The 14,890-nt window shown below is 62.1% G+C and carries 14 protein-coding genes; 4 read left to right on the forward strand and 10 right to left on the reverse strand.

Annotation, left to right across the window (positions count from 1 at the left end):
• Positions 1-19: 19 nt before the first annotated feature.
• Positions 20-1,429, reverse strand: coding sequence for a methyl-accepting chemotaxis protein (locus HSEST_RS09390; RefSeq protein WP_229120675.1), 1,410 nt, complete (start codon positions 1,427-1,429; stop codon positions 20-22).
• A gap of 160 nt (positions 1,430-1,589) precedes the next feature.
• On the opposite strand from HSEST_RS09390, the gene HSEST_RS09395 reads away from it, so the two are divergent.
• A complete protein-coding gene (locus HSEST_RS09395; protein WP_229120676.1) occupies positions 1,590-2,324 on the forward strand; it encodes a TrmB family transcriptional regulator sugar-binding domain-containing protein in 735 nt (244 codons plus the stop codon).
• A gap of 13 nt (positions 2,325-2,337) precedes the next feature.
• On the opposite strand, the gene HSEST_RS09400 is transcribed toward HSEST_RS09395, so the two are convergent.
• On the reverse strand, positions 2,338-2,589 hold the full coding sequence (locus tag HSEST_RS09400) for a GIY-YIG nuclease family protein (protein ID WP_229120677.1): 252 nt from the start codon (positions 2,587-2,589) through the stop codon (positions 2,338-2,340).
• Positions 2,590-2,739 (reverse strand): DUF7563 family protein, encoded by a 150-nt coding sequence (locus tag HSEST_RS09405; protein ID WP_229120678.1) that lies wholly within the window; start codon positions 2,737-2,739, stop codon positions 2,590-2,592.
• Between the two features lie 204 nt (positions 2,740-2,943).
• Between HSEST_RS09405 and HSEST_RS09410 the strand changes: the two genes are divergently transcribed.
• On the forward strand, positions 2,944-3,111 hold the full coding sequence (locus tag HSEST_RS09410; protein WP_049994193.1) for a DUF1931 family protein: 168 nt from the start codon (positions 2,944-2,946) through the stop codon (positions 3,109-3,111).
• Between the two features lie 413 nt (positions 3,112-3,524).
• Here HSEST_RS09410 and porB read toward each other — a convergent pair whose 3' ends face one another.
• The 4 genes from porB to HSEST_RS09430 are packed head-to-tail and all read right to left on the reverse strand — an operon-like array spanning position 3,525 to position 6,556.
• Positions 3,525-4,484, reverse strand: a complete 960-nt coding sequence (gene porB, locus HSEST_RS09415) for a pyruvate synthase subunit PorB (protein ID WP_229120679.1) — start codon at positions 4,482-4,484, stop codon at positions 3,525-3,527.
• Positions 4,481-5,725 carry a pyruvate ferredoxin oxidoreductase gene (locus HSEST_RS09420; RefSeq protein WP_229120680.1) on the reverse strand — a complete coding sequence of 415 codons (1,245 nt, stop codon included), beginning with the start codon at positions 5,723-5,725 and terminating at the stop codon, positions 4,481-4,483. Before HSEST_RS09420 ends, porB begins: the two co-directional genes overlap by 4 nt.
• 1 nt (position 5,726) lies before the next feature.
• Positions 5,727-6,020: a 4Fe-4S binding protein gene (locus HSEST_RS09425; RefSeq protein ID WP_229120681.1), complete on the reverse strand. Its 294-nt coding sequence runs from the start codon at positions 6,018-6,020 to the stop codon at positions 5,727-5,729.
• Complete coding sequence (locus HSEST_RS09430; protein ID WP_229120682.1) at positions 6,017-6,556, reverse strand: pyruvate ferredoxin oxidoreductase subunit gamma; 540 nt, start codon at positions 6,554-6,556, stop codon at positions 6,017-6,019. The genes HSEST_RS09425 and HSEST_RS09430 overlap by 4 nt, the downstream gene beginning before the upstream one ends.
• Before the next feature lie 544 nt (positions 6,557-7,100).
• On the opposite strand from HSEST_RS09430, the gene ppc reads away from it, so the two are divergent.
• Both ppc and HSEST_RS09440 read left to right on the forward strand, forming a co-directional pair.
• Positions 7,101-9,800 (forward strand): phosphoenolpyruvate carboxylase, encoded by a 2,700-nt coding sequence (ppc, locus tag HSEST_RS09435; protein ID WP_229120683.1) that lies wholly within the window; start codon positions 7,101-7,103, stop codon positions 9,798-9,800.
• Between the two features lie 98 nt (positions 9,801-9,898).
• The gene (locus HSEST_RS09440) at positions 9,899-10,354 is read left to right on the forward strand and encodes a universal stress protein (protein WP_229120684.1); all 456 of its coding nucleotides are present in this window, start codon (positions 9,899-9,901) and stop codon (positions 10,352-10,354) included.
• 30 nt (positions 10,355-10,384) lie between these two features.
• Here HSEST_RS09440 and HSEST_RS09445 read toward each other — a convergent pair whose 3' ends face one another.
• The 3 genes from HSEST_RS09445 to glpA are packed head-to-tail and all read right to left on the reverse strand — an operon-like array spanning position 10,385 to position 14,719.
• Entirely contained in the window at positions 10,385-11,710 is a 1,326-nt protein-coding gene (locus tag HSEST_RS09445) for an anaerobic glycerol-3-phosphate dehydrogenase subunit C (RefSeq protein WP_229120685.1), read from the reverse strand.
• Complete coding sequence (gene glpB, locus HSEST_RS09450) at positions 11,707-12,981, reverse strand: glycerol-3-phosphate dehydrogenase subunit GlpB (protein WP_229120686.1); 1,275 nt, start codon at positions 12,979-12,981, stop codon at positions 11,707-11,709. Before glpB ends, HSEST_RS09445 begins: the two co-directional genes overlap by 4 nt.
• Positions 12,971-14,719: an anaerobic glycerol-3-phosphate dehydrogenase subunit GlpA gene (gene glpA, locus HSEST_RS09455; protein WP_229120687.1), complete on the reverse strand. Its 1,749-nt coding sequence runs from the start codon at positions 14,717-14,719 to the stop codon at positions 12,971-12,973. The genes glpB and glpA overlap by 11 nt, the downstream gene beginning before the upstream one ends.
• Positions 14,720-14,890 lie beyond the last annotated feature (171 nt).

The following is a 14,890-nucleotide window of genomic DNA, read 5'->3' on the forward strand; positions in this document are numbered from 1 at the left end:
CCTCGGGTAGCGGTCGCGATCAGACCGCGCTGTCGTCTTCGACGAGTTGTCGCATCGACCGCTCCAGCTGACTGATCTCGGAGACCTGCTTGCTGTTGGCATCCGCGATCTCCTGGATCTCGTCGGCGGTATCCTCGGCCATCTCCGCAATCTCGTCCATCATCGATGCGACTTCCTCCGTCGAGGCTGCCTGGTCGTCGGTCGCGTTGGCGACCTCCTCCATGCCGGTCGTCGCGTCGCGAATCTTCTCGGCGATGTCATCGAGGGCCTGCATGGTCGCTTCGACCTCGGAGACGCCAGTCTCGATCTCGTCGGTCGCCTGTTCGAGGCTCTGGACGGTCGTCTCGGTGTCACGCTGGACGCCCTCCAGCATGTCCTCGATCGTCTCGGCGTGTTCCTGGGATTCCGTCGCGAGATTTTTGACTTCGTTGGCGACGACGGCGAACCCGTCGCCGGACTCCCCGGCACGTGCGGCCTCGATGTTGGCATTTAGCGCCAGGATGTTCGTCTGGTCTGCGATGTCGTTGATGAGCTCGACAATCTCGTCGATCTCGTTGACCCGCTCCTGGAGACGCGTCACGTCGTCGGCCACTTCGGTCGCCGCCTCGTCGATGTTCTCCATGGCGTTCATCGCGCTCTCGGCGGACTCTTGGCCGTCGTTCGCGGCCTCGACCGCGTCCTCGCTCGTCTTGGCAACGTCATCGGACGTTGCCGCGATTTCCTCGACAGTCGCGGACAGCGTCGACACCTCGCTGTTTGCCTGCTCGATCCGGGTTGTCATCTCCTGGGTGCCATCGCTGATGCCGTCAGAGCTGTCGGCGACCTGTTCGGATCGCGACCGCAGTTCCTGGATCGACGAATCGAGGTCCCGGGCGACCTGCTGGCGTCGTTCCATATCGTCCTGTATCGAGTCGATCAGGCCGTTCACACGGGTCGCGATCTCCCGGAAATCCCCTTCGAGATCGGCCGTGTCGATCCGTACGTCGAGGTTCCCGTCGGTGGCAGCGTCGACAGTCGTGTAGATACGACGCCGCGTGACGACCTGTTCGACGATCTCCTGCAGGTCCCGTTCGGGACGGTCGCCCGGCCAGGGTCGAACGAGGTTCGACACGCCGGCGTCGAGCGCCATCTGGACGATGTCGTCATTACCGGTCTCGGAGATAAGGACGTACGGAATGTTCGACGGGCGGTCGTCGACTTCCTCGTACAGCTCAATGCCGCTAACCCATTCGTTTCCGCGCGAGTCGCGTACTTCGACGAAGCTCACGACGCAGATCACGTCGTTCGTATCGAGTGCAGTCCGGGCGTCCGGGACGGACGTGACTGTCTCGACGGGTACGTCGGCGGTCACCGGCTCCAGCGTTTCGACGGCATGCTCTCGGTTGTCCGGGCGACAGACGACGAGCACGCGCCCAGTGTTTGCGGCCATTATACGGCGTTGGGTGCTCACTATACTTAAAAAATACTCGTGATTATCACGTTTGACTCTTCGACCGGGTAATCGGGACGGCCAACACGACCCCGATTCGAGATGTGATACTCGCACGACAACGCTTATTTATGCGATCGTGTAACCGTCTGACAATCGAATGCAAGTACAAGACATCAATACGAACGACCAACTGATCACGGGAATCCGCGAACAGATCGAGTCCGGTACGCACGAGATCCTGATCGGGACGTCGCCGGAGGTCTACGAGAAGATCGAAGACTCGCTGGCGGAGAGCTACGCCGACGGCGCGTTCATCGCACTCTGTCTCTACACTGACACACAGACGGCAGCCGAATACGACTTCGAGGAGACGGCGACGCTGGTTCGGGCCTGGGACCAGGAGCTCGACACGCTGTTGGCCGTCGACCAGCAGACCGGTGTCATCGGCATGCCCAACGAGGAGGAAGAAGAGGTGATCGGGCTCAAGTACGACACGGATCGACTCTACGGCCTGGCGTTCATGCAGTTCATGTCCCAGCACTGGGACGAGGGTGAGGAGGTCTACATTACGGACGCGCGACAGCTCCCGTACGAAACCGCTAACCTCCGGGACGCGGCACTGAACACCGCGTTGCACCTCCGTGAGGGGAACGCCGTCGGGTTCCAGGCGCGTGTTCGGGAGGCGCCCGCCGAGGAAGATTCCACCTGGCAGACGATGGAAGGGCAACTGACGACCGTCCGTCAGAGCTTCGTCGAGCCGAGTACGAATTCCTTTTTCGGCGAGATCGGGCTCGTCGGCCATACTGACAGGGATGGTCGCGTGACAATGGGAGGCCACGGCGCGTATTTCGAGGACTACGAGGCCCGGGACATCGTTCTCACGCCGATCTGACGACCGGTGTCATTCACGACGTATCGACAAGCCGCTCTTTATCCGCCCGAGAGAGCTGTTTGATCTCGTACTCGCGGGACATCGCCTCGCTTCTCGTTTCGTAGGACTCGACGTGTAGGAGTTCGACAGGCGTGCGCCCGCGGGTGTACTTCGCTCCCTGCCCGGCCTGATGTTCCTCGACGCGGCGCTCGACGTCCGTGGTATAGCCAGTATAGAAGGTGTCGTCGGCACAACGGAGGACGTACACGTGATGTTCGTCCGACATTCACGTCTGGCGAGCGCGCTGCTGGGCCACTTCGGCGATGCCGGCGTTTGCCGAGCAGTTGGGACACGCGAGAATCTCGCCGAACTCGTTGGCGAAGACTCGCGCGAACTGGTCCGAGACGTGTGCATTGCAGTGATTACACTTGGGCATTCGACTCCGCCGGTCTCTGCCGGCAAACTCCTATTAGAGATACGGGGGCAATACCCTTGGCCCGATATAGTTGGGTATGCTGGCCGGATCTGCATACCGCACAGTTCAAATTCGGTGAAGCAGCATGCAAACAGGCGCGAGCGACTCCGAGAGCGGCCGGAAACGGGAACGCTTATAAACTCCCCTCTGGAATAGCTGTCCTGTATGGCAGACCTAATCGTCAAAGCCGCTGTCAAGGAAGCGCTCGATGATATGAACGTCGCCTCGGACTTCTACGATGCCCTCGACGAGGAAGTCGACGAGCTGCTGGAAGACGCCGCTCGTCGCGCCGAGGCCAACGACCGCAAGACGGTGCAGCCGCGCGACCTGTAAGTCGGGCATCGTACTCCATTCCGTTTTTTATACGCTAGTGCACCAGCAGCTGCTATCGGATCGTTGCCGCCGCGACGATCCAGTCATCGTCCGTCGTCGTGGACGTACAGCAGTTCGCAGTAGTACTGTTCGCCGTCCGTTCGCTGGCGGCGTTGTTCGGGGCATGTATCGACGCGATCCGGTCCCATACCCAAAATACATTATCGAACGTTATAGATCTTGGCCACTGCTGATACTGGTGGCTATAGCATTTCGAACTGATTCGGCACGACGGTGTACCGGATGTCTGTACGAACTATACCAGTATGCGACGGGATCGAAGCGGTCGAAAAGAGGCAGAAGAGATATGCGAACAGTGCGGAAAACGCGGGACGTACGAGATCGCGGCCAACCGGGGGACGCTACTGACCCATTTAGGCGTCCAAGCCGAGGTCCTCGGCCCGTTCGTCGATCCAGGTCTGTAGTTCCTCGATGGCTTGCTCGCCTTTTTCCTCGTCCTTGAAGAGGTGCTTGAACCGGCCCTGAGGCTCGAGCCACTCATCGACCGGTTCGCGGTCGCGGATCTTGTTGACGCTGGTGATCTCGCCGTCTTCCATCTCGAAGACCGGGAACAGACCAGTTTCGACGGCTTTTTCGGCCAGATCGACGGTCTTCGCGGAGTCGAAACTCCAGCCGACCGGACATGGCGCGTAGACGTGGAGGAACTTCGGCCCCTCGATTTCGAGGGCCTTCTCGACTTTCTGTTTGAAGTCGTGCGGGTTGGAAATCGACGCCGTCGCGGCGTAGGGGATGCCGTGGTCGGCGGCGATCGAAATCATGTCCTTCTTGTTGGTGTCGTTGCCGATGCTCTCCTTGCCAGCGGGTGAGGTGGTCGTCGCCGCTCCGAACGGCGTCTGGCTGGAGCGCTGGACGCCAGTGTTCATGTACGCCTCGTTGTCGTACATGATGTAGAGAACGTCGTGGCCGCGCTCCATCATGCCCGACAGCGCGCGGAAGCCGATGTCGGCGGTCGCGCCGTCTCCACCGATTGCGATGATGTTGAGATCGTCGCTGTCCTCGACGTCGAGGTGGTCCGGATCACGCCGGTCGAAGGACTTGTAGGCGGCCTCGACACCGGCCGCGACCGATGCGGCGTTCTCGAAGATGTTGTGGATATAGCTGGTCCCCCAGGCGCTCTCGGGGTACGGCGTCGAGACGACTTCCATACAACCCGTCGCGTTGGTGACGATGGTGTTCTCGCCGGCGGCTTCGGTGATGTATTTCATCGCCAGCGCGGGGCCACAGCCGGCACACGCGCGGTGGCCGGGGTTCCACAGTTCCTCGCCGTGCTCGAGTTCGTCGGTGTAGTCCTGGTCTTGTAGGTCGGAGCTCATTGGTCGTCCCCTCCGTTGAGAAGTTCCGGACGCAGTTGCGGCCACGATTCGCTCTCCTTGAAGCCCATCTCGGGAGTCGCCGTCTTGACGTCCTCGATGATCTCGGCGATATCTTCGGGCTTGACGTCACGGCCGGCCATCCCGAGGACGTAGCTTTTGATCGGGGGCTGACTCTCGGCGTGATAGAGCGCGCCCTTGATCTCGCCGGCGAAGGCACTCTCGTAGCCGGGCGACATCTCCTTGGTCAGCACGGCGACGCTTTCGGCGTCGGCCAGCGCGTCCCGGAGTTCGGGAGCCGGGAACGGTCGGAAGACCCGGGGTCGGACCATCCCGACCTTCTCGCCGTCCTCGCGGTAGGCGTCGACGACGTTGCGGATCGTCCCGGCGATCGACCCCATCGCGACGACGATGTGATCGGCGTCCTCGGCGTGGTAGGTGTCAAGCATCCCCCCATACTCGGTGTAGTCCCGACCGAACACGTCGTTGAACTCCTCGACGGCGTCGGCCCAGACCTCGCGGGCGTCCATCATCGCGCGCTGGATCTCGTAGCGGCTTTCGGTCCAGTGTTCCGGCCGGGCGTACGCACCCATCGTCTTCGGGTCCGAGGGATCGAGGGTGTACTCGGGGTCCCGCGGCGGGAGGAACTCGCTGACTTTCTCCTCGTCGGGGATGTTGGCGGGTTCCTGGACGTGAGTCAGGATGAACCCGTCGAAGTTCGATAGCGCCGGCAGGTTGACCTGTTCGGCGACCCGGAATCCCAGCAGCACGTGGTCGATCGCTTCCTGGACGTCCTCGGCGTGGAACTGAAGCATGCCGCCGTCGCGCTCCGCGAAGGCGTCGGTGTGGTCGGCCCAGATAGAGAGGGGAGCCGACAGCGACCGGTTGGCGACCGCCATCACGATCGGGAGGCGCATCCCCGCGGCCGTGAAGAGGGGTTCGCTCATCAGCTTCAGGCCCTGACTGGAGGTCGCGGAGAACGCGCGAGCGCCGGCCGCCGACGCGCCGATACACGTCGAGGCAGCGTTGAACTCGCTGTCGACCTTGATGAACTCGCTGTCGAGTTTCCCGTCGGCGACCAGTTCGGAGAGTTTCTCGACGATACCCGTCTGGGGCGTGATCGGATACGCCGAGACCACGTCGGGATCGGCAGCCATGACGCCTTTCGCGACTGCCGACGTCCCCTTCATGACTTCCTGTTCGTCCGAGGGGTTCTCCTGTTCTGAAGGTTCAGCTCGCGCCATATTATGCCTCCTCCCGTACCATTTCGATGGCGTCGGTCGGGCACACGTCCGCGCAGATGCCACAGCCCTTGCAGTAGTCGAGATCGAACGCGTAGAAGTCCTCGCCTTCGACCGGCTTGGCGGCCTGGTCGGGACAGTACGTCTCACACTGTCCACACTCGATGCAGGTGTCCGGATCGACGACCGGTTTGAGCTCCCGCCAGGAACCGGTCTTGTTCGCTCGGGACGTGTTCGGTTCCGCGACGGCACCGGTCGTGATTTTCAGGTTCTCGTATGGGTCCTGTGTGTCGCTCATGCGTGTACCTCCGTGAACGCGTCAGTCGTTGCCGCAACGTTCTTCTGGCCGATCTCACCCTCGAACTTGCGCGTGATGACCGCCTCGAGGCTCTCCGTACTCAACTTCTCCGTCGCGCCCGCGAACGCGCCCAACAGTGCCGTGTTCATGATCGGGCGCCCGAGGTTCTCCAGCGCGATCTCGGTCGCATCGACGGTGACGATCTCCGCTTCGGTGTCGATATCGACGTCGTCCGGATCGGCGTCGGTATTGACCAGCAGCGTCCCGTCGTCTTTGACCCCCTTCGTCACGTCCACGTACTCGAGCAGGCTCGTGTCCTGAACGATGACGAAGTCCGGCTCTTCGACGTGGCTTCGCTCGGTGATCTTTTCGTCGCTATAGCGTACGTAGGCCTCGACGGGAGCACCGCGTCGCTCGACACCGAACGACGGTGTCGCCTGTGACCAGATGCCCTCTTCGTGGCCAGCCTGTGCAAGCAGCTGGGCAAGCGTAACTGATCCCTGCCCGCCGCGTCCATGAATTCGTATCTCGTACATTGTGTGTCCCTCCGGGAATGGTCCCTGACAGCCATACCGACGCAAACCGTCGGTATCTGGACCACCGTAGACACTCCTACGTCTTCCATCCACTCACCTGTTTACCCCCAAAATACGGGGTGTTTAAGAGATTCGGGGATATGGTTCAGGAACGTTCATCATCGTAGGGAAAATCGTTACAGATTTTCGAATTATCAATCATCAACTTTTCCGAGACGCTCGACCCCTGTAATACGGGAAGCGCGGTCGGAGACGCCGTGGCGCATCGGCCGAAGTGACCTTCGGATCGATCGCGCCGATGTGCGTTCGACCCCCAATATTTGGGCATGTGGATTGCCAATCTATGTCAATCGAAGTAGCGGCCACTGGGTGAGATATTATAATAAGATATATTATATTAGGATCGGTCGATCGTCCAGAAATGCGTGCATGGGGCCAAACGCCCGGTATTGTTACCCACTGAGTAGTATCTTTAACGAACAATACTATGATACATCCATCCCGATCCGCCAACGTTATACCCTAGCCCCTGTCAGAGAGTGGTATGAATTTGCACGCCAGAGAGATCAACCAGGACGTCAGGGAACTGGGAGAGCTCCTGGGATCGGTAATCAAACACCAAAGCTCGGAAGAAGCGTTCGACCTCGTCGAGACGATCCGGAACGCGGCCATACACTACCGACGTGGCGAGGCCGACAGTCGCAAACCGATCCACGACACGCTCGATCGCCTCTCACCCGAGAAACAGGATGTCATCGCACGTGCGTTTACTACCTACTTCGAACTGATCAACCTCGCTGAGGAACGCCAGCGCGTTCGGGAGATCCGAGAGGGGACTCAGGACGGGACGCTCGACGACAGCGTCCAGGAGGCCGCCGAGTACCTGCACGAAAACGACGTCGACCCGGAGACCGTCGAGTCGATCCTGGATGATATTCTCATCCAGCCGACGTTCACGGCCCATCCGACCGAAGCACGGCGGAAAACTGTCAAGGCGAAGCTCCGGGACATCTCCGAGAACCTGGAAGAGCTCGACGAAGTACGACTCACCGACAACGAGGACAGACGAGTCCGTCAGAACGTCCGCGCGCAGGTGACGAGCCTCTGGCAGACGCCGCAGGTCCGTGATCGGCGGCCCGAAGTCACCGACGAGGCCCTGAACGTTCAATGGTACCTCGAAAACGTCCTGTTCGATGTCATCGACGAGATCTACGAGGAGTTCGAGTGGGCGCTGGACGACATCTACGAGTCCGAAATCGACGTGCCCAAGCTCTACGAGTTCCGTTCGTGGGCCGGCTCCGATCGCGACGGCAACCCGTTCGTGACGCCCGAAGTCACCGCCGAGACGCTCGAACGACAGCGTGACGTCGTGCTCCCCCTGTATCGGGACCGTCTCAAGGAACTGTCCGGCGTGCTGACACAGGACGGGCGACAGATCGACGTCGGGGAACGCTTCCAGGAGCGGCTGGACGCCCACTGCGATCGACTGCCGGGTGTCGCCGAGGAAGCCAAAGATCGCTACCCCAACGAGCCCTACCGCCAGAAGCTCAAGCTGATGCGCGAGTCGGTGCTCCGGGTTTCGGACGTCCGATCGGGTGGCTACAGCGACGAAGAGGAGTTCCTCGAGGACCTGCAAGTCATCGCGGAGAGCCTCGAACAGAACGGCGCAGGTCAGATCTCGGAGCGGTACGTCGAGCCGCTGGTCCGGAAGGTCGCAACCTTCGGCTTCAACCTCGCGAGCCTCGACCTGCGTGACCACCAGGAGATGCATACCAACGCCGTCACCGAGGCCCTCGAACAGCAGGAAAACATCGATTACGAGGGTATGGACGAACAGGAGCGTCAGGAGTTCCTCACCGAGTCGATCCTGCAGGACCGACCGGTCATCGACATCGAGGACACCGAGGGCCTCTCCGACGAGGCCGAGCGCGTGCTCAGGCGGTTCGACGAGACGGCCGACTGGCAGAAGGAGTTCGGCGTCGACGCCATCGACACGTACGCGATCAGTATGTTCGAGGAGCCGTCTCACGCGCTGGAAGTGCTGTTCCTCGGCGATCAGGCCGGTATCGTCGATCTGCCGGGCTACTGCGGGTTCGATCTCGTCCCGCTTCTGGAGACCGAATACGCCCTCTCGGGCGCACGCCGGATCATGGGGACACTGTTCGAGAACGAGGCCTACGCTAAAGCCCTGGAAGCGCGGAACAACACCCAAGAGATCATGCTGGGCTATTCTGACTCCAACAAGGAGAACGGCTATCTCGCGGCCCAGTGGTCGCTGTACCGCAACCAGAAGCGGCTAGCGGAGATCCACGACGATTTCGACGTCGAGATGCGGCTGTTCCACGGTCGTGGTGGTTCGATCTCCCGCGGTGGCGTGCCGATGCACGAGGCGATGCAGGCGCTGCCCAACGAGACCTGCAACGGGCAGATCAAGTTCACGGAGCAGGGCGAGGCGATTGCCGAAAAGTACGCCGAGGACAACATCGCCGAACGGAACCTCGAACAGATGGCCAACGCGCAGATCAAGGCGCGACACACGGCCATGCACAACCCGATCGAGGAGATCCCCGACGAGTGGATGTCAGCGATGGAGACCGCGTCCGATGCCGCTCGCGAATCATACCAGGGACTGCTCGAGACCGATGGGTTCGTCTCCTTTTTCGAGCAGGCGACGCCGATCACCGTCATCGAGAACCTCAACCTCGGCTCCCGGCCCGCCTCCCGGAGCGAAGAGCGCAGCGTCGAGGATCTCCGTGCGATCCCGTGGGTGTTCTCCTGGACGCAGGCCCGCTGTATCATCCCTGGCTGGTACTCGCTGGCCTCCGGGTTGAACGCCTATCTCGACGACGGTGGGGATATCGAGACGCTCCAGAAAATGTACGAAGAGTGGCCGTTCTTCAACACGATCCTGGACCACGCGGCGCTGGCGCTGGCTCGGACCGACATGGAGATCGCCGAGGAGTACGCCGACCTGGCCGACGACAACCTCCGCAAACGGATCTTCCCGACGATCCGTACCGAATACGAAAACGCGGTCGACGTCGTGCTCGAAATCACCGGGCGCGACAGTCTCACCCACCGCGAGTGGCTCGAAGAGAATCTCGAACGCCGTAACCCCTACGTCGACCCGCTGAACCTCCTCCAGACCCGTCTGCTGGCACAGAGCCACCTCACGGAGACCGAAAAGCAAACCCTCCGACTGACCGTCCACGGAATCGCTGCCGGCATGAAAAATACCGGATAGCCGGGTCCTTTCCTGGTGGCGACGGCGTCGATTATCAGCCATTTATCACGTTTTCGGGGGACTATTTATTTATGTTCGGGTAGACATGTTCAACAGGAATGACGCTACACACGATCCTGCTGGCAGTCGGACCGGAGGACAACGACCGCGCGGAAGAACTCGCAGAGGCAGTCGTCGAGATCGGAAAGCCGGCCGACGCAGAAGTGGTGATCGCACACGTATTCACGGAAAGTGAGTTCCAGCGAGCCACCGAGCGGCTGGACTTCGACGGCGACATGGCAGACCCGAACGAGGTCGCGAAGCGCCACCAGACCGTCCGATCGATGACCAAGTTGTTCGACGAAGCCGGGATCGATTACTCGATCCGGGGTGAAGTCGGCGAACACGCCGAAGAGATCGTCGACCTCGCGACGAAGGTCGGGGCCGATCGGGTTATCGTCGGTGGCCGCAAGCGCTCGCCGACCGGCAAGGCCGTCTTCGGCTCGACAGCCCAGGCCGTCATGCTCGATGCGCCCTGTCCGGTGACGTTCGTCCGCGGCGCAGACAAAGAATAGAACCGTCGCGAGGTTTTTCGGCCGAAACGATCACTTGATCAGCGCAGCCTCGATCAACTCGAGCGGGTGACGGATGTCGTAGCCGGTTCCGTGTTCCATCTGGCTCGCGCAGGTGGGACACTCGGTCATGCCGGTCGTCCCCTCGGATTCCTCCATGTGTTCGAACATCTCCGACCCGATCTCCATCGACTTCTCGTATTTCTCGGACTTCCAGCCGTACGTGCCCGAGATGCCCGAGCAGGAATCGCCGACATCCTCGACCGAGACGCCGTCCAGGTTCCGGAAGAGTTCGATCGCCTGTCGCTCGAGCCCCTGATTGCGCGCGTGACACGGCGCGTGGTAGGCGAATTCGTCCGCGAGTTCGCCCGAAATCTCGGCCTGCTCGAGTTCCTGACGGACGTCAGTGTGGATACGGAGGTACTCGATGGCGTCGTACGTGTGGGCAGCGAGGTCGTCGATTCCGTCGATGTCGAACAACTCGGGATACTCGTTGCGCAGCGCCATCGAACAGGATGTACAGGAGGCGACGATGTCCGCACCGTCTTCGATCGCTGCGGTGAGGTTCTCGACGTTGGTCTCGGCGTGGCGACGCGCGTCGTCGAGCATCCCGTTTGCGAACATCGGCGTCCCCGAACACTTCTGTTCCGGCACCATGACCTCGTAGCCGAAGTACTCGTAGATGCGGACTAAGGCCTTCGCGACTTCTGGTGTGTTGTAATTCGAGTAACAGCCGTGGAAGTACGCGATCTTCTTGTCCTCAGAGTGGACTTTCGCGCCGCCGCGTTCGGCCCACCACTGACGGAACGTCTGTGTGGCGAACTCGGGGAACTCCCGTTCGCTGGGGATGTGCATGACCTTCTCCATCGCCCACCGGACCGGCCCGAAGTTCATGAAGAAGTTGGCCGTCCGGGGGACCATGCTCGCGAAGTACGCGGAGGTCCGGTAGTTCGCGAGGATCCGGTTGCGGACGTACTTGACGGAGAACTTCGAGACCTGGTTGTCGACGTACTCCCCGCGGGCGGTGTTGTGCATCTGGGCCAGGTTGACGCCCGACGGACAGGACGTATCGCACCGAAGACAGTTCGAGCACTCCGAGATCGACGGATCGATCTCGTAGTCGTCGTCGGTCTGTTTGAGCCGCCACTGCTCGGGGCCCTGGAACTTCGGCCCCGGGAAGTCGTCGTCGACTTCCGCGACCGGACAGTTGGTATCACAGGTCGAGCATTTGTAGCAGGAATCCGCGCCGGGACGGAGGTCGAACCCCTCGTCTTCCGGGAAGACTTCGAGCGGCTCGTATTCTTCTCCTGTGTTCGGTACGACCGGGTCGAACTGCGTCGGGTCTCTAGCGTCGCTCATTGTGCCTCCTGTGCCGCGATTCGGCCAGCATGATATCCTGTTGCGATCGAGACGCCGCTGCCGGATTTCTCGGCAGCGAAGTCATACCCGCCGAGGACCGAGCCGGCGGCCCGCAGGTTCTCGAACTCGGGTGATCCCGAGCCGTCGAGTGGCCGCAGTTCGGGATCGGGATCGACGCCGAACCCGGCGAACGGATGGTCGCCGAAGACGTCCTCGTCGAACCAGTCATACCGGTCCTCGGAGTGGGCGACGTGGCAGTCGAAGATCGGTTCGTAGACGTGCTCGCGATCGGACTCGACGCCCTTGCCGACGAGTCCGCCGGTCGCCAGCACGTACTGCTCGGCGCTGAACGGGATCCGGGCGTCCTGTTTGTCGACGTAGACGGTCTCGACGCGGTCCTGGCCGTCGAAGGAAACGACCGGATTACCGCTCTCGAAGTTGCCACCGACCTCATCGAGGGCCTCGAACAGTCGGTCCTCCAGTCGGACGCCGGGTAGGGACGGCGGCGTCGCCGGCACCTCGAAGACCTCTGTGCCGAGCTCCGCTTCCAGGGCCGCCCGCACGCCGGCGGCGTCTGCGTCGCCGAGGACAGCCGGCAGACCGATGCGCTGTTCGTTCTCGATCAGCGGGTTGAGGCGCTCAACCAGGGCGTCTCGGGCCCCGCGCTCGCGGCCCCGTACTTCTACAGGGCCGTTGTTTTCGAGGAGTTTGGCGTAGCGAGTGACCTTGGCGTCGTCCATCAGGTCCCCGGGGAACTGAATCGTCTCCCCGCGCACGTCGAACGGAACGCCGGCAGCCTCGAGGTGGGCCGCGACGTGCGGTGCGTCGAAGTCGGGCATCGCCTCGAACCCGACCAGCAGAAGGTCGCGGTCGTCGCTGGCGAGCCCGGCGGCCGCGCCGTCGGGGTATCGGGCGGTCGGCTTGACCGTCCCGCCGTAGGTCGGCAGCAGGGCATTGGTATCCGTGTGTCCGCCCCGATACGTGTCGACGACCGCGTCGAACATCGACATCGCGTCTCTGACAGTGTCCTCGCCGACGATGCGGTACGGGTGCTCTTCGGGGAGTTCGGGGATAGCGTCGTAGGGGTCGGTGAGCGGGCCCTCGCCGTTGGGCGTGTACCCGAGCACGTCGATCAGCCCCGAGGCTTGCCGGAGCGTACTCTGCTTGTAGGTTACCAGACGCACGTCCGCGCCCTCGCGGGCGGCCGAAATCGCGCTCGATAACCCGGCAAGTCCGCCACCGATCACCAGTACGTCCGACTCAATAGCCATCTCGCTCACCCCCGTCAGCCGCGACGTCTGCACCGCCAGACTCACCCGGCTGATCGGCTCCCGTATCGAACGCCGCGAAGTCGACCGGCTCGCCGTCCGCGGGGTCGTTGTCGCGGTTCTGAGTCGTCGCGTGCAGCGCGTAGTTCAGCATCGCCTGTGAGAGCTGCTCGCCCCAGAGGGCGTGGCGCTGCCCCTTCCAGCGCTCCTGGAGGAGTTCGTCCCAGGCCTCGCGGGCGACTCCCTCGTCGAAGGTCTCCCCGTCGACGCGGGTGTCGTGGAGTTCGCTCGCCAGCCGATGGACGCACATCCCACCCTGGCAGTTGCCCATCGAGGCGCGGGTCCGGATGCGGACAGCATTGAGGTCCGATCCGGACTGCCCGATGGCGTCCTGCACTTCCGCGCGCGTGACGCCCTCGCACTCGCAGATGACCGGGTTCGGGTCGTCAGTCTTGAGCACCTCGTCCGCGCGCGAGCCGAGTCGTTCGACGCTGCGACGGCCGATCGGCGATCGGAGCCCGAACTCCTCCATGTAATCGCGCAGGACCGAGAAGTCCTCGCTACCGGGCAGCGGTTCGTCGGCAGTTCGGCACTCGCGCTCGATACCGAACTGCTCGCAGACGTGGTCGCTGATCTTCTCGGCCATCAGCCGGTAGGTCGTGAACTTCCCGCCGACGATGCTCGTCATACCCGGCAGGTCGTCGCGCTCCTCGTGATCCAGCAGGAAGAAGTCCCGCGTGATGTCGGTCGGGTCCTCGCTGCCGACGTCCGGCGGTTCGTACAGCGGACGCACGCCCCAAAAGGAGCGGATCGTCCGCGCCTCATCGAGCATCGGCACGAGTTCCTTGAGCGTGTCGATCATCAGGTCGACTTCCCACTGTTCCTCGGGGTAGTCCTCGGGATCTTCGACTTCCTCGTCGGTCGTCCCGAGGATCGCTGTCGTCTCGTGGGGAACGACGATATCGGCGTCGCCTTTCGGTCGACAGCGGTTGATGACCGTGTCGACCTGCCGGATGTTCATGATCGTCATCACGCCCTTCGACGGTCGGACCTCGATGTCGACGTCGGCCATGTCGCCGATCTGGCCCGCCCAGGCACCGCTGGCGTTGACGACGTAGTCCGCACGGATCTCCTCGGTCCCCCCTTCAGTGCCGTGGACGCGGATTCCCGGGCCGGACTTGTGTTCGACCTCGACGCCGACGACCTCCCCGTCCTCGATCAGCAGGTCGGTCACCGGGGAGTGTGTCTCGATGCGCGCGCCGTGTTGCTCGGCGCTGGCGGCGTTCGCGACCACGAGTCGGAACGGGTCGATCGCGCCGTCGGGTACTGCGATCGCCTTGTCGATGTCCTTCGCGAGGTGGGGCTCGCGCTTGCGTGCTTCCTCGCCAGAGATTACTTCTGCCGGAATATCGCACTCTCGGCACCCTTCAAGTTTCTTCTGGAAGTACTCCTCTGTGTCTTCCGGGCGCTTGACGAACATGCCGCCGGTCATCTCGACACAGTGGCTTGCGATGTCCCGGAGGACGCGATTCTCCTGGATACACTCCTTCGCGCTGGCCTGATCGGAGACGGCATAGCGGCCGCCGCTGTGGAGCAGGCCGTGCATCCGGCCGGTCGTCCCGTGAGTGAGGTTCCCCTGTTCGACGAGCGTCACGTCCAGATCACGCATCGCGAGGTCACGCGCGATGCCGATACCGGTCGAACCCCCGCCGATCACGAGAACGTGTGGTGTGGAAGCCATCCGATAGAATGGAATCTGTCCCGAACGTACTTTATTGTTACCACTGTCCCCGAATTGCCCGTAAAGAACCGTCACTACGGATTGAGGTGGATATGTGTGAAGTAATATTTCATCGAAACGCGGCCACATGGCGGAATATTGGCGGATTTGTCAATGAGCTTGCGGCAGTTT

The organism is Halapricum desulfuricans (genome assembly GCF_017094465.1).
GTDB lineage: Archaea > Halobacteriota > Halobacteria > Halobacteriales > Haloarculaceae > Halapricum.

Coding starts and splice junctions, on each gene's coding strand:
- HSEST_RS09420 (WP_229120680.1), bottom strand. CDS start 5,725: ATGGCGCGAGCTGAACCTTCAGAACAGGAGAACCCCTCGGACGAACAG.
- ppc (WP_229120683.1), top strand. CDS start 7,101: ATGAATTTGCACGCCAGAGAGATCAACCAGGACGTCAGGGAACTGGGA.
- HSEST_RS09395 (WP_229120676.1), top strand. CDS start 1,590: ATGCAAGTACAAGACATCAATACGAACGACCAACTGATCACGGGAATC.
- HSEST_RS09425 (WP_229120681.1), bottom strand. CDS start 6,020: ATGAGCGACACACAGGACCCATACGAGAACCTGAAAATCACGACCGGT.
- HSEST_RS09390 (WP_229120675.1), bottom strand. CDS start 1,429: ATGGCCGCAAACACTGGGCGCGTGCTCGTCGTCTGTCGCCCGGACAAC.
- porB (WP_229120679.1), bottom strand. CDS start 4,484: ATGAGCTCCGACCTACAAGACCAGGACTACACCGACGAACTCGAGCAC.
- glpB (WP_229120686.1), bottom strand. CDS start 12,981: ATGGCTATTGAGTCGGACGTACTGGTGATCGGTGGCGGACTTGCCGGG.
- glpA (WP_229120687.1), bottom strand. CDS start 14,719: ATGGCTTCCACACCACACGTTCTCGTGATCGGCGGGGGTTCGACCGGT.
- HSEST_RS09430 (WP_229120682.1), bottom strand. CDS start 6,556: ATGTACGAGATACGAATTCATGGACGCGGCGGGCAGGGATCAGTTACG.
- HSEST_RS09440 (WP_229120684.1), top strand. CDS start 9,899: ATGACGCTACACACGATCCTGCTGGCAGTCGGACCGGAGGACAACGAC.
- HSEST_RS09405 (WP_229120678.1), bottom strand. CDS start 2,739: ATGCCCAAGTGTAATCACTGCAATGCACACGTCTCGGACCAGTTCGCG.
- HSEST_RS09400 (WP_229120677.1), bottom strand. CDS start 2,589: ATGTCGGACGAACATCACGTGTACGTCCTCCGTTGTGCCGACGACACC.
- HSEST_RS09445 (WP_229120685.1), bottom strand. CDS start 11,710: ATGAGCGACGCTAGAGACCCGACGCAGTTCGACCCGGTCGTACCGAAC.
- HSEST_RS09410 (WP_049994193.1), top strand. CDS start 2,944: ATGGCAGACCTAATCGTCAAAGCCGCTGTCAAGGAAGCGCTCGATGAT.